Annotated in this window: 14 protein-coding genes; 7 read left to right on the top strand and 7 right to left on the bottom strand. The window is 66.0% G+C overall.

From position 1 onward, the window contains the following. Positions 1-168: 168 nt before the first annotated feature. Entirely contained in the window at positions 169-1,470 is a 1,302-nt protein-coding gene (locus tag P8X75_00265) for a DUF3422 domain-containing protein (protein ID MEJ1993629.1), read from the bottom strand. A 135-nt stretch (positions 1,471-1,605) separates the two neighbouring features. Between P8X75_00265 and tldD the strand changes: the two genes are divergently transcribed. Next, entirely contained in the window at positions 1,606-2,991 is a 1,386-nt protein-coding gene (gene tldD / locus P8X75_00260; GenBank protein ID MEJ1993628.1) for a metalloprotease TldD, read from the top strand. Between the two features lie 12 nt (positions 2,992-3,003). Here the strand turns inward: tldD and hemF are convergent, their stop codons facing one another. Beyond that, positions 3,004-3,873, bottom strand: coding sequence for an oxygen-dependent coproporphyrinogen oxidase (gene hemF / locus P8X75_00255; protein ID MEJ1993627.1), 870 nt, complete (start codon positions 3,871-3,873; stop codon positions 3,004-3,006). A 96-nt stretch (positions 3,874-3,969) separates the two neighbouring features. After that, positions 3,970-4,443, bottom strand: coding sequence for a tRNA (cytidine(34)-2'-O)-methyltransferase (locus P8X75_00250; GenBank protein MEJ1993626.1), 474 nt, complete (start codon positions 4,441-4,443; stop codon positions 3,970-3,972). A gap of 352 nt (positions 4,444-4,795) precedes the next feature. On the opposite strand from P8X75_00250, the gene petA reads away from it, so the two are divergent. From petA to P8X75_00220, 6 genes are all read left to right on the top strand, one after another. Further along, positions 4,796-5,341, top strand: a complete 546-nt coding sequence (gene petA / locus P8X75_00245; protein MEJ1993625.1) for a ubiquinol-cytochrome c reductase iron-sulfur subunit — start codon at positions 4,796-4,798, stop codon at positions 5,339-5,341. A 13-nt stretch (positions 5,342-5,354) separates the two neighbouring features. Next, positions 5,355-6,641, top strand: a complete 1,287-nt coding sequence (locus P8X75_00240; protein ID MEJ1993624.1) for a cytochrome b N-terminal domain-containing protein — start codon at positions 5,355-5,357, stop codon at positions 6,639-6,641. Positions 6,642-6,644: 3 nt separating this feature from the next. Then, a complete protein-coding gene (locus tag P8X75_00235) occupies positions 6,645-7,391 on the top strand; it encodes a cytochrome c1 (protein MEJ1993623.1) in 747 nt (248 codons plus the stop codon). Between the two features lie 149 nt (positions 7,392-7,540). Beyond that, positions 7,541-8,425 (top strand): S-methyl-5'-thioadenosine phosphorylase, encoded by an 885-nt coding sequence (locus P8X75_00230; protein ID MEJ1993622.1) that lies wholly within the window; start codon positions 7,541-7,543, stop codon positions 8,423-8,425. Between the two features lie 3 nt (positions 8,426-8,428). After that, positions 8,429-9,541: an S-methyl-5-thioribose-1-phosphate isomerase gene (mtnA, locus tag P8X75_00225; protein MEJ1993621.1), complete on the top strand. Its 1,113-nt coding sequence runs from the start codon at positions 8,429-8,431 to the stop codon at positions 9,539-9,541. After that, positions 9,538-10,188 (top strand): class II aldolase/adducin family protein, encoded by a 651-nt coding sequence (locus P8X75_00220; GenBank protein MEJ1993620.1) that lies wholly within the window; start codon positions 9,538-9,540, stop codon positions 10,186-10,188. The genes mtnA and P8X75_00220 overlap by 4 nt, the downstream gene beginning before the upstream one ends. Before the next feature lie 25 nt (positions 10,189-10,213). Here P8X75_00220 and P8X75_00215 read toward each other — a convergent pair whose 3' ends face one another. The 4 genes from P8X75_00215 to P8X75_00200 form a co-directional block, all read right to left on the bottom strand. Further along, the gene (locus tag P8X75_00215) at positions 10,214-11,110 is read right to left on the bottom strand and encodes a VOC family protein (GenBank protein MEJ1993619.1); all 897 of its coding nucleotides are present in this window, start codon (positions 11,108-11,110) and stop codon (positions 10,214-10,216) included. Positions 11,111-11,122: 12 nt separating this feature from the next. Next, entirely contained in the window at positions 11,123-11,791 is a 669-nt protein-coding gene (locus P8X75_00210) for a dienelactone hydrolase family protein (GenBank protein MEJ1993618.1), read from the bottom strand. 194 nt (positions 11,792-11,985) lie between these two features. Then, complete coding sequence (gene phaP, locus P8X75_00205) at positions 11,986-12,441, bottom strand: TIGR01841 family phasin (protein ID MEJ1993617.1); 456 nt, start codon at positions 12,439-12,441, stop codon at positions 11,986-11,988. 109 nt (positions 12,442-12,550) lie between these two features. Beyond that, complete coding sequence (locus P8X75_00200) at positions 12,551-13,213, bottom strand: TetR family transcriptional regulator (GenBank protein ID MEJ1993616.1); 663 nt, start codon at positions 13,211-13,213, stop codon at positions 12,551-12,553. Positions 13,214-13,282: the final 69 nt, after the last annotated feature.

Below are 13,282 nucleotides of genomic sequence, written 5' to 3'. Positions count from 1 at the left end.
CCTTCCCCAAAAGTCGTGCGGACCCTAGCGCAACTCCTTGCCAGCGACAAGCCGGAGAGCGCGGTTTTCCGCCCGCCGCTCCTCTGTCTAAAACAGTCTAGACTCTAACCTAGGCGCTGTCGCCGCGGAGGCTTGCGACCTTGTGTCGCGAACCAGCACAGGCGGCTTTCAGTTCTGTTCCCTGCTGACGATGCGGCGGATGCGGCGCACCACCAGCAACGCGGAGCCAGCGATCACCGGCACCGATACCGCGAGGATGATCTCGACCGGCACGGCGAGACCGGTCTGCTTCAGTCCCTTGGCCAGATAAGCGATCAGACCCACGCCGTAGTAGGTGACGGCGGCGATGGAGAGGCCTTCGACCGTTTCCTGGAGGCGCAACTGCAAGCGCGCCCGGCGGTCCATGGAGTGCAGCAGGTTGCGGTTCTGCTCCTCCAGCTGAATGTCGACCCGCGTGCGCAGCATCTGGCTGGCGCGCGCCAGGCGTTCCGACAGGCTTTCCATGCGCTGCGCGACAGCCTCGCAGGTGCGCATGGCGGGGGCGAGGCGGCGGTCCATGAACTCGCCGAACTGCTGATAGCCCTCCAGCCGCGATTCCCTCAATTCCTCGATGCGCTTGGAGACTAGGGCATGATAGGCGCGCGCCGCGCCGAATCGGTAGTTGGTGGCCGCTGCCGCCTGCTCCAGCTCGCCCGCCAGATTCGTGAGGTCGGCCAGCAGGTTCTTCTCGTCCTCTGTGTTCTCCAGGGCGCCCATGGCGTCCATGGTGCCCGAGAGCTGCTTGCCGATCTTGTCGAGCTTGCGGCTGACCTCCTTGGCAATGGGAAAGGCCAGCAGGGCCATGGTCCTGTAGGTCTCGATTTCGAGAAGCCGCTGCAAGAGGCGCCCGGCGCGGCGGGGGGCGAGCCCGAAATCGCGAATCAGCAGGTGGCCGAAGCCGTCGCCATTGATCCAGAAGTCCATGAAGGCGCTGGCGTGCCCGTCGGCGACCTGCGCGCCGGCGAAGGATTCCGCGCCGAACAGCCGCGCCAGATCGTCACCCGAACGCTCCGGCGCGTCGGCGGCCTCCATGGCGGCGTGAATGCCGACCATCAGTTCGCCTGGGATGCCCTCGACCCAGTCCCTGGGCACGGTGTCGAGGATCGGGTTCTCGAAGGGGTTGGCCGCCACCGGCTCGCTGCGGAAGAAGGTGTAGGTCGAGAACTCGGTGTGGCGCTCCCACTTCAGCCGGAACGGTCCGAAGTCCGCCATGAAGTGGTTCATGTCCTCGGCCGGCCCGGCGATGTTGTAGCGCTTGCAGAGCTTCAGGATGTGCGCGCGGTCGTCCTCGGCGCCGGCGTCGCCGCTCAGCATCGCCAGGTGCGTCGCGCGTTCGGGCGCTTGCAGCACGGCATAGGGCCGGGCATGCACCTCGATCGTCAGGGCTTCGCGTTGCGGGTGATCCTTAAGTCCGTAGCGTTCGGTTGGCATGGCGGCGAAATCCGGCCTTTCTTTGACGGGTCGTGGCGTCCATATAGTGGACAGATGCAAGCCTGAATAGAAGAGCGGAGTTCGAACGTGAGCCACATCGCCGCAACCGACGATCTTTTTTTCAACCGCGCCGGCATGGACCGCGCCAAGGTCGAACGCCTGGTCGATGACAACCTGAAGGCGGGCGACGACGGGGAACTCTTTCTAGAATACCGCCTGTCCGAGGGACTCGCCTTCGATGACGGCCGTCTCAAGAACGCCAGCTTCGACACGGCCCAAGGCTTCGGCCTGCGCTCGGTGGCGGGCGAGGCGGCGGCCTACGCCCACGCCAGCGAACTGACCGAGGAGGCCATCGCCCGCGCCGGAGAGACCGTCCGCGCGGTGCAGAGTGGCCATTCTGGCAGCTGGGCGGCGGGCCCGCAGGGCACGAACCGGCAACTTTACGGCGAGATCAATCCGCTGGACGGCGTCTCCTTCGAGGAGAAGGTGAAGCTGCTCGCCGAGATCGACGCCTATGCCCGCGCGAAGGACTCCAGGGTGCGACAGGTTTCCTGTTCCCTTTCCGGGGAATGGCAGGCGGTGCAGATTCTCCGCGCCGGCGGCGAGCGCATGGCGGACATCCGTCCGCTCGTGCGCCTCAACGTCGCGGTCGTGGTGGGCGAGGGCGACCGCATGGAAAGCGGCAGCTTCGGCAGCGGCGGGCGCGCCGGGTACGAAGCCTACATCGACCCCGCCAACTGGCGCGCCAGCGTGGACGAGGCGCTGCGCCAGGCGCTTGTGAACCTCAAATCCGTCGCCGCCCCGGCGGGCGAGATGACCGTGGTGCTGGGGCCGGGTTGGCCCGGCATCCTGCTGCATGAAGCCATCGGTCATGGCCTGGAGGGCGACTTCAACCGCAAGAAGACCTCGGCCTTCGCCGGTCTGCTCGGGGAGCGGGTCGCCGCGCCGGGCGTGACCGTGGTGGACGACGGGACCCTTTCCGACCGCCGCGGCTCGCTCACCATCGATGACGAGGGCACACCCAGCCAGCGCAGCGTCCTGATCGAGGATGGCAAGCTGGTGGGCTACATGCAGGACCGCCAGAACGCGTCCCTCATGGGCATGAAGCCGACCGGCAACGGGCGGCGCGAGTCCTACGCCCACATCCCCATGCCGCGCATGACCAACACGGTCATGCTGGCGGGCGACAAGGCGCCGGAGGAGATCCTGTCCAGCGTCAAGGACGGCCTCTACGCGGTGAACTTCGGCGGCGGGCAGGTGGACATCACCTCAGGCAAGTTCGTCTTTTCCTGCACCGAGGCCTACCGGGTCGAGAACGGCAAGGTCGGCGCGCCGGTCAAGGGCGCGACCCTGATCGGCAACGGTCCGGACGTCCTGACCAAGGTGAAGATGATCGGCAACGACATGAAGCTCGACCCCGGTGTGGGCACCTGCGGCAAAGCGGGTCAGGGCGTGCCGGTCGGCGTCGGCCAGCCGACCCTCCTGATCGAGGGTCTGACGGTGGGCGGCACGGCGGCTTGAGGTCCCGGCCCCTTAAGGCCACTTCACCTCGGGCGGCATGGACATGAGGATCGCCTCGGTGTTGCCGCCGGTCATCAGGCCGAACTTGGTGCCCCGGTCGTAGAGCAGGTTGAACTCCACATAGCGGCCGCGCCGGATTAACTGGTGCTCGCGGTCCTCCGCCGACCAGGGCTCGTCCATGTGGCGCGCCACCAGCTTGGGGTAGATGTCGAGAAAGGCCCGGCCGACATCCTGGGTGAAGGCGAAGCTCGCATCCCAGTCCTCCTGGCTGTCGGCTTCCAGGTAATCGTAGAAGATGCCGCCGACGCCGCGCGGTTCGCCCCGGTGCTTCAGATGAAAATAGTCGTCGCACCAGGCCTTGAAGCGTTCGTAGTAGTCGCCGCCGTGCTTGTCGCAGGCCGCCTTCAAGGCGGCGTGGAAGTCATCGGTGTCCTGCTGGACCGGCTTCATGGGGGTCAGGTCCGCGCCGCCCCCGAACCAGGCCTTGGAGGTGACGATGTGGCGGGTGTTCATGTGAACCGCCGGCACCTTCGGGTTCTGGAGATGGGCCACCAGGGAGATGCCGCTGGCCCAGAAACGCGGATCCTCCTCGGCGCCGGGAATCTGCTTTCGGAACTCGGGTGAGAACTCGCCGTGCACGGTGGAGGTGTTGACGCCGACCTTTTCGAAGACGCGGCCCTTCATCACCGACATGACGCCGCCGCCGCCCTCGGGCCGGTCCCAGGCCGTCTGTTGGAAGCGCCCGGCCTCCTGCCGGTTGGCGCGGCCCGCCGCTTCTTCGCCGACTTCGTCTTCAAGCGATTCGAAGGCGGCGCAGATGGAATCCCGCAAGCTCTCGAACCATTTCCTGGCAGTTTCTTTCCTCTGCTCGACCTGCGTCACGGCGTCGCTCCCTCGATGCGTTAGTTGTTCGGCTCCCCGGTTTTGCTGGAGACCATAGGCAAGGCGGGGCGAACAGCGCCACTCAAAAAATGGCGGTCACGCGGCCGGACCGCTGAGGGCCTCCAGGCCGCCGGTCTGGCGCAGGGCCTCTCCGGCGGCCAGCGCCCCGGCGACCGCCACGTTCAATGACCGCAGACCCGCGCGCATCGGAACGACGAGGCGGGCATCGGCGGCGGCGTGCACCTCCGGCGGCACTCCGGCGCTCTCCCGTCCCAGAAGAAGCGTGTCGCCGGCCTGGAACTCAAAGCGCTGATAGGGCTGGTCGCCGGCCGTGGTCAGCAGCACCAGCCGGCCGGGCAGACGCGCCATGAAAGCCTCCCAATCCTGATGCCTTTCCAGGGCCGCCAGTTCCAGATAGTCCATGCCGGCGCGCCGCAGCTGCCGGTCCGAAAGCGCGAAGCCGCAGGGCTCGATCACGTCCAGCGGGACGCCCAGGCAAGCGCCAAGCCGCAGCAGCGTGCCGCAGTTTTGCGGAATGTCCGGCTGGTAGAGAGCCAATCTGATGGTCATTGCGGGGCGCCTCCAAAAACGAAGAATGGCGATAATAATCCCATGAAGGGGCTTTGCGTTTCAGGGCGTTTTCCTCTATATCGCTGGCCTAAGACAAGGTGGCCCTATAGCCTCGGGTGCGTTGCGTCCGGCTTGGTCTGCGTCCGCGTGTCGCATGGCCGCCCTGTCGAAGGGGAATAGAGTTCGGAACTGAGGACGGGACTGGCGCGAAAATCTGGTTTTGAGAATCAGCGCGCCTTTTCGACGGAAGTCTTGTCCGCAGAGTGAGGTACTTTCGTTGACGGGTCTGCCGGGGCATAGCCTTGCGGGTCGGCCCGTTCCGCCATGCGAAGGATCAAGGGAAGGACGAAGGATGGCTGAGACGGTGCACAGCGATCATGAAGAGGGCGGCACACGCCGCGATTTCCTCTATCTAGCGACCGGCGCGATGGGCGCGGTCGGCGTGGGAGCGGTCGTTTGGCCGCTGATCGACACGCTCAACCCCTCTGCCGATGTGCTGGCTCTGGCCTCCATCGACGTGGACCTTACCCCGATCGCAGTGGGCCAGCGCATCACGGTCACCTGGCGCGGCAAGCCGGTCTTCATCGACCACCGCCCGGCCGAAGCCATTGAACAGGCGCGCGCCGTCGACGTCGCCGACCTGCGCGACCCGCAGGCGGACGAAGAGCGCGCGATCAAGCCGGAATGGCTGATCCTGGTCGGCGTCTGCACCCACCTGGGCTGCGTGCCCCTGGGTCAGGCCACGGGCAGCACCCGCGGCGAGTTCGGCGGCTGGTTCTGCCCCTGTCATGGGTCGCACTACGACACCTCCGGGCGCATCCGGAAGGGGCCCGCTCCCGAGAACCTCGCGGTTCCGGAGTACCAGTACCTTGATGACTCCACCGTGCGGATCGGGTGAGGAGAAAAGATAAATGGCTGAGATTCCCAACAATCCCGTGGTGAAGTGGATCGACCACCGTCTGCCGATCTTCACCTTCATGAACCACGAGCTTCATGAGTATCCCACCCCGAAGAACCTGAGCTACTGGTGGAACTTCGGCTCGCTCGCCGGCATCGCGCTGGTGATCATGATCGCCACCGGCATCGTGCTGGCCATGCAGTACACTGCGCACGTCGACCACGCCTTCTTCTCGGTCGAGCGCATCATGCGCGACGTGAACTTCGGCTGGCTGCTGCGCTACATCCACATGAACGGCGCCAGTTTCTTCTTCATCGTGGTCTACATCCACATGTTCCGGGGGCTCTACTTCGGCTCCTATAAGGCGCCGCGCGAGCTCTTGTGGCAGCTCGGCGTGGTGATCCTGTTGCTGATGATGGCGACCGCCTTCATGGGCTACGTGCTGCCTTGGGGACAGATGTCCTTCTGGGGCGCCACGGTGATCACCAACCTCTTCTCGGCGATCCCGCTGGTCGGCGATTCCATCGTGACCTGGCTGTGGGGCGGCTTCTCGGTCGACAACCCGACGCTGAACCGCTTCTTCGCGCTGCATTACCTGCTGCCCTTCGTGATCGTCGGCGTGGTGGTTCTGCACCTGGTCGCGCTGCACCGCTTCGGTTCGAACAACCCGCTGGGCATCGACACCAAGGGCCCGCAGGACTCCATCCCCTTCCATCCCTACTACACGGTGAAGGACCTCTTCGGGCTGGGCGTGTTCCTGATCTTCTTCGCGGGCTTCGTCTTCTTCGCGCCGAACTACATGGGTCATCCGGACAACTACATTCCGGCGGACCCCCTGGTGACGCCGCCGCACATCGTGCCGGAGTGGTACTTCCTGCCCTTCTACGCGATCCTGCGCGCCGTGCCGGACATCGGTCTCTTCGGCTTCGTTCTGGTCGAGGCCAAGCTGGCCGGCGTGATTGCGATGTTCGGCTCGATCCTGCTGCTCTTCGCCCTGCCCTGGCTGGACTCCAGCCCGGTGCGAAGCGGTAAGTTCCGCCCAATCTTCAAGCAGTTCTTCTGGATCCTGGTGATCGACGCCGTGGTCCTCGGCTATGCGGGCTCGCAGCCGGCGGAGGGTGTCTGGCTGACCATCGGTCGGATCGCCACGGCTTACTACTTCCTCCACTTCCTGGTGATCCTGCCCCTGCTCGGACGCCTGGAGCGGCCCAAGCCGCTGCCGGCCTCGATCAGTGAACCGGTCCTAAAGGGCGGCGGCAGCATGTCCGGCGCCAACGCCAAGCCGATGGAGAAGGCCTGAGCCATGAAAAGCATGTTGAAAAAAAGCGTTCTCGCCGCCGCCGTCCTGGCTTTGGGTCTCAGCGCCGCCAACCGTTCCGAAGCGGCCGGCGAGGCCATTGAAATCCCCGAGACGGAATTCAGCTTCGACGGCTTCTTCGGCACCTGGGACAAGGCGCAGTTGCAGCGCGGCTGGCAGGTCTACAACGTGATCTGTTCCTCCTGCCATTCGCTGGAGTATGTCGCCTTCCGCAACCTGGAGGACATCGGCTATTCGGAGGAGGAGGTGAAGGCCTTCGCCGCTGAGTACACGGTCTTCACCAAGCCCGACATCTACGGCTCGGTCGAGGAGGTCACGGCCGTGCCGTCCGACCGCATCCGCGGCAAGGGTGTGTTCGAGAACGCGCCCGATCTCTCGCTGATGCCCAAGGCGCGCGCCGGTGGTGCGTCCTATGTGAAGGCGTTGCTCGCGGGCTACGAAGAAGCCCCCGCCGATGTTGAGGTCCAGGACGGCCTCTACTACAACGCCTACTTCCCGGGCCACCAGATCTCCATGCCGCAGCCGCTTTGGGGCGACGACGTCTCCTACGCCGACGGCACCGAGGCCAGCATCGAACAGCAGTCCGAGGATGTGGCCGCGTTCCTGATGTGGACCGCCGAACCCCATCTTGAGGACCGCAAGCGCACCGGCGTCAAGGTGCTGCTGTTCCTGATCATCTTCACCGGCATGCTCTATGCCGTGAAGCGGAAGGTCTGGGCCGACCTGCACTAAGCCCTTCCTGATCCGCATCCGATGAGAGATGACGGGCCGCTCCCTCGCCGGGGCGGCCCGTTTTCTTTGAGCGTTGCGGGGGCGGCGGGGCCTTGGCAGACTGCTTGGCGATAGGAAAAGAACGATAACGGGGGCAAAGGGGAGGCAGCATGTCCGAGAGCAGCGAGCCGGTCATCGGCGTCATCGGCGGCAGTGGCATCTATGAGATCGAAGGCTTGGAGAACAGGGCCTGGCGTCGGGTCGAAACGCCGTTCGGCGAGCCTTCCGACGAACTGCTGTTCGGCGAGCTGGACGGTCAGAAGCTGGTCTTCCTGCCGCGTCATGGCCGGGGGCACCGCATCCCGCCCAGCCGCCTCAACTTCCGCGCCAACATCGACGCCCTGAAGCGCGCGGGCGCGACAGAGATACTCTCCCTCTCGGCGGTCGGTTCGCTCAAGGAGGAGCTGGCCCCCGGCACTTTCGTGATCGTTGATCAGTTCATCGACCGCACCTTCGCCCGCGAGAAATCCTTCTTCGACAGCGGGCTGGTCGCCCACGTGTCGCTCGCCGACCCGGTCTGCGCGCGGCTGGGCGACGCCGTGGAGGCGGTCGCCAAGGAACTGTCGCTGCCCCATGCGCGCGGTGGCAGCTATCTGGTGATGGAGGGCCCCCAGTTTTCCACCAGGGCGGAGTCCGAGCTCTACCGCCAGTGGGGCTGCTCGGTGATCGGCATGACCAACATGCCCGAGGCGAAGCTGGCCCGAGAGGCGGAGCTCTGTTACGCCACCATCGCCATGGTGACCGACTACGACTGCTGGCATCCCGACCATGGCCACGTCACGGTTGACGAGGTGATCCGCACGCTGCTGGCCAACGCCGACAAGGCGCGCGCGCTGGTGCGCGGCGTCACGCCGCGGCTGACGGCGCGCAAGGGCCCCTGTCCCAGCGGCTGCCATCATGCGCTGGACAACGCGCTCATCACCCATCCGGACGCCCGCGATCCCGCCCTGGCCGCAAAGCTGGACGCCGTCGCGGGCCGGGTTCTGGGAGGCTGAACCATGCAGGTCGCCGGTAGAAGCTATCGCTCCATCTGGCTCGACGAGGACGGCTGGGCCGTGCGGATCATCGATCAGACACTGCTGCCGCACGACTTCCGGATCGTCCGCCTGGAAACACTGGAGGAGGCCTGCCACGCGATCGCCGCCATGCAGGTGCGGGGCGCGCCCCTGATCGGCGCCACGGCGGCCTACGGCATGGCCCTGGCGCTGCGCAACAAGGCCGAGGACGCTTGGCTTGAGGAGGCGGCGGCCCGGCTGCTTGCAACCCGGCCCACGGCGGTCAACCTGCGCTGGGCGCTGGAGCGCGCGAAAACCCGGCTGAGGCCCTTGCCCCAGCAGGAGCGCGCCGCCGCCGCCTACGCCTTGGCAGCGGAGATCTGCGAGGAGGACGTCGCCATCAATCGCGCGCTGGGCGAGCAGGGCCTGCGGCTGATTCAGATTGCCCATGACCGCAAGAAGAGGCCGGAGGAGCCGGTGCGCATCCTGACCCACTGCAACGCGGGCTGGCTGGCCACGGTCGATCACGGAACGGCGCTCTCGCCGATCTTCGCCGCCAAGCGCGCGGGCTTCCCGGTGGAGGTCTGGGTCGACGAGACCCGGCCGCGCAATCAAGGGGCGAGCCTGACCGCCTGGGAGTTGGGTCAGGAAGAGATCGAGCATGCCGTGATCGCCGACAACACCGGCGGGCATCTGATGCAAAAGGGGTTGGTCGACCTCTGCATCACCGGCACGGACCGCACCACGGCGGGCGGCGATGTCTGCAACAAGATCGGCACCTACCTGAAGGCGCTCGCCGCCTACGACAATCAGGTGCCCTTCTATGTCGCGCTGCCCAGTCCAACCATCGATTGGACGCTCCACGACGGCGCGGCCATCCCCATCGAGGAGCGGGCCGCCGAAGAGGTCTCCCACATCGCCGGCAAGCTGGAGGACGGCCGGGTCGCCACGGTCGGGCTGCTGCCCGCGGGCAGCCGGGCGGTGAACTACGCCTTTGACGTGACGCCGGCCCGGCTGGTGTCCGCTCTCATCACCGAGCGCGGCGTCGCCCCGGCAAACCGGGAGGGGCTGCTTGGCCTGTTCCCCGAAATGCGCGAGCGGGCGGCAGAGGGATGAGCGCCGGCGGCCATCAGGCGGAGCGGCAAGCCCTGCTGGAAGCCGTGCGGCGCATGGCCGGCCTGGCGCTGAACGAGGGGACCGCCGGGAACCTGGGGCTGCGTGTGGACGAGGGACTGCTGGTCACCCCCTCGGCGCTTGCCTATGACGCCATGACGCCCGAGGACATGGTCCTGTTGGATTGGGAGGGCGCGGTGCTGGAGGCGCCCGACGCGCGCCGTCCGACCAGCGAGTGGCGCTTCCACCGTGACATCCTGGCGTCGCGCACGGAGCTTGGGGCCGTGGTGCACTGCCACTCACCCTACGCCACCACGATCGCCTGCCTGGGGCAATCCATCCCTGCGGTCCACTACATGGTGGCGGTCGCGGGGGGCAACGATATCCGCTGCGCACCCTACAGCACCTTTGGCGAACCGCAGCTTTCCGAGGCGGCGCTCATGGCGCTGGAAGGCCGCAAGGCCTGTCTGCTCGCTCACCACGGTCAGATCGCCTGTGGCGAGACGCTGGACAAGGCGCTGGACCTGGCCTGCGAGGTTGAGAGTCTGGCCGCGCTCTATTGGCGTCTGCTTCAGCTCGGCGAACCCGCTGTCCTGGACGCCTCTGAAATGGCGCGGGTCCTGGAGAAGTTCAGAGGCTACAAGCCCTGAAGAGCGCCCCTGCGGGCGACCCGGGTCAAGCGTCGGTCGGCTCCTGGAAGGCGATCATGCAGCCGAAGGCCTGCTGCGGCGGCACCTGGAGCATGCGCCCGACCTTGACGGCGCCAACGCCGTTCTTCTTCAGCAGTTTCGCGGTTTTGTTCAGATCCTCCACGCCGATCACGTAACCCGCGAAATGGGGCGTCGCCGGAGCGTCGGGCGGGGTCATGCCGGGAAAGCGGGCCTCGAAAGCGCCTGGGCGCTGCACCAGAACGCGCCCGCGCGCCGTCTCGACCAGAAGCCGGTCTGAATAGGCAGCGACCCGCTCGCGTCCCTGAAGGCCGACGAAAAGCTGTTCGAGCTCGCGCGGTTCCTCCGCGACCATCACCACTTCATCAACGCGCTCCGCACCGTTCGGATGAACCTGATAGGCCGGTTTCCAGAAGTACTCCGGGGCGTGCTGCTGACAGGTGAAGAAGACGCAATCGGGCGCTCGCGACTCGGTCACGAAGGCCAGGGAAAAGCCGACCGTCACGCTCTTACCGTCGGGCAGGGTCGCCTTGCGCTCGAAGTCGAAGGGGGCATAGGTGGTCAGACCCTCGGCGGCGAATTCGTCGCGGTCGCGCCGGGCGTCCTGGCTTTCGAACACCAGCATGGAGAAACCTTCGCGCCGCTTCAGGAAATCACGGTTGTAGGCGGCAAAGGAGAAGTGGCCCTCCTTGGCCTTCTTGACCAGCTTCGGGCGCGTCACCGCCAGGACCTCCAGAAAGGTTCCCGGGAACTGGGCGAGGAAGTTTCCGGTGCCGAAGGGATGCTGGGCGTCCGGGGTCAGGGTGAAGCCCAAGGCCTCGTAGGTTTTGCGCGCCTTGGTCAGGTCCTTTACCGCCAGCACAAGATGGTCGATTCCGCGTCTTGCTGTGCTCTCGATCGACATGCCGCCTCGCCGTCAGCCCAGGGCTTTGTCCAGGAAATCCAGGGTGCGGGCCTCTGCCCGCTTGGAGCTCTGCGCATCGTAGCTGGCGCGGGCATCGCAGTTGAAGCCGTGGCCCGCGGGGTAGAGGTAAAGCTCGGCGTTGTTCACGCTCGCGTGGATCTTCTCCACGGACTCAAGCGGGATCGCCTGATCCTGTTCGCCGAAGTGCAGTTGGAGGGGGACCGCCGGTTGGTGATCCAAAAGGTTCACGATGCCGCCGCCGTAGTAGCAAACAGCGCAGGAAACCGGCAGGTGCGCGGCGGCAAGCCAAGCGATGTCGCCGCCCCAGCAGTAGCCGATCACGCCGACCGGGTAACCCTCGCTGATCAGGCGCGCGACGGCGGCGCCGGTGTCGCGCTGGGCGTTGTCGTAGCCGACTTCGGCCTTCAACTCGCGCCCGCGCTTCACGCCGGCCTCGTCGTAGTCCAGTTCGATGCCTGGCTCTATACGGTCGAAGTAACAGGGGGCGACCACCTTGAAGCCCTGGGCCGCGTAGCGGTCGCAGACGCTGCGGATGTGGCTGTTGACCCCGAAGATCTCCTGCACGATGACCAGCGCGCCGCGCAGCTTGCGGTCCGGCTCGGCGGCGTAGGCCTGAAAGCCGTGCCCGTCGGACGCTGTCAGATGTATCCAGTCTCCCATGTGTTCCCCTCCATCCGGACCCGCGGGCGCCCGCTCTTTTCCGGCGGACTTTCGCGGGTAGTTTGGCACAAGCGGACCCGGGCTGTCTTTACCGGCGGATGACGCGCCGCGACAAAACGAAAAGAGGCCGCCGCCCATCCCTCGCGGGCGGGCCGGCGGCCTCTTTAAGTAGGAACTCTAACGGTAGAGGCGGGTTACTTGGACTTGCCCATCTCCGTCAGGGTCTTGGCGATCTCGTCGAGCGACTCGCCGACGCGCTTGGTCAGGGTCTCGGCGGCCTCGCTGGAGGACTTGGTGCCGATCTCGTTGAGCTCGCGGATGTTGGCGAGGGCAGTCTCATACTGCTTCTTGAGCTGCTGAGCCTGCTTTTGCATCTGCTGTTCCGGCGCGGCCGGCTGGGCGGTCATCTCCTGAAGGGCGGCGACGGCCTCTTCCAGGGACTGGCGCATGATCTCGGCCTGACGCTGACCCATGGCCTGCATCCCCTCAAAGCAGATGCGGTTGGCCTCGGCGATGGCCTCGATGTTCCTCTGGTGCATTTCAGTGATCGCGGCCGGGTCGAAGGACGCCATCTTGAAGCGCTCGGTCAGCTTCGCCGGGTCCATGAAGTCGCGGAAATCGGCGTCGAAGAAGGGGTTCTTGCTGGTCATCTCTATTCTCCTAACTCGCGGGCCCTCAGGAGGCACCCACGATCCAAAGCGGGTTTATGTTGCAGTGCAGCATAAGCTGGCTCGTATATGCGTCCCCTTGGCGTCTCTGTCAAGAATTGTCTGTTGCGGTTTCTGTTTCATCTCCGTGATCGCGCCGGCCCCGGCCACGGCGTTCGAAGCGCTCGGCCCAGGGTTCCAGCCGCCGCAGATAGCTGTCCAGGGCGGCCATGGTCTTGGAGAAGTCCGCCGTGTCGTCCTTCAGCCAGCTGCGCAGGGCGCCGAGGTAGATGCCGGTCAGCACCTTGACCCGCAGCATGCCCTTCAGGCCGCTGCTGTCTATGCCGGAGGCTTCCAGCATCCAGGCCATGGAGCGCTTGAGGGAGGGGAGTTCCGCCAGCCCGTCCAGGGGCGAGCGGCCCAGGTCGTAGGTGATCTCGCCGATGCCCTCCTTGTAGGGCGCCATGGCGTCGAAGCGGCGCATCAGCACATCGAAGAGCCGGTCCCGGGGGGAGCCTTCCGCTTCATCCAGAGGGCCCTCGGCCAGCACCTCGGCGTCGATCCGCCGGCCCAGCAGGTCAAGGATCGCCTGCTTGCCGGGGGCGATCACGAAGAGCTCCTTCATCTCCAGCCCCGCCTCCTCGCCGATCTCGGCGAGGCTGAGCGCTTTCCAGCCCTTTTCGGCGGCCAACTTCATGGCCGCGTCGATCAGGGTCTTCTCGGGGTCTCTGGGCTTGGCGCTCTTTTTGCGCCCGCCGCCTTTGGCCGTCGCCATGTCCTCATTCTCCCAGGTTCGAAAAGATCCAAGAGTCATGAGCTAGGCGGCAAGCATAGCACAGGCAAG

Source organism: Limibacillus sp. (genome assembly GCA_037379885.1).
Taxonomy (GTDB): domain Bacteria; phylum Pseudomonadota; class Alphaproteobacteria; order Kiloniellales; family CECT-8803; genus JARRJC01.
The sequence above is the reverse complement of the archived record's forward strand: the minus strand, read 5'-3'. Positions and strand labels throughout refer to the sequence as shown.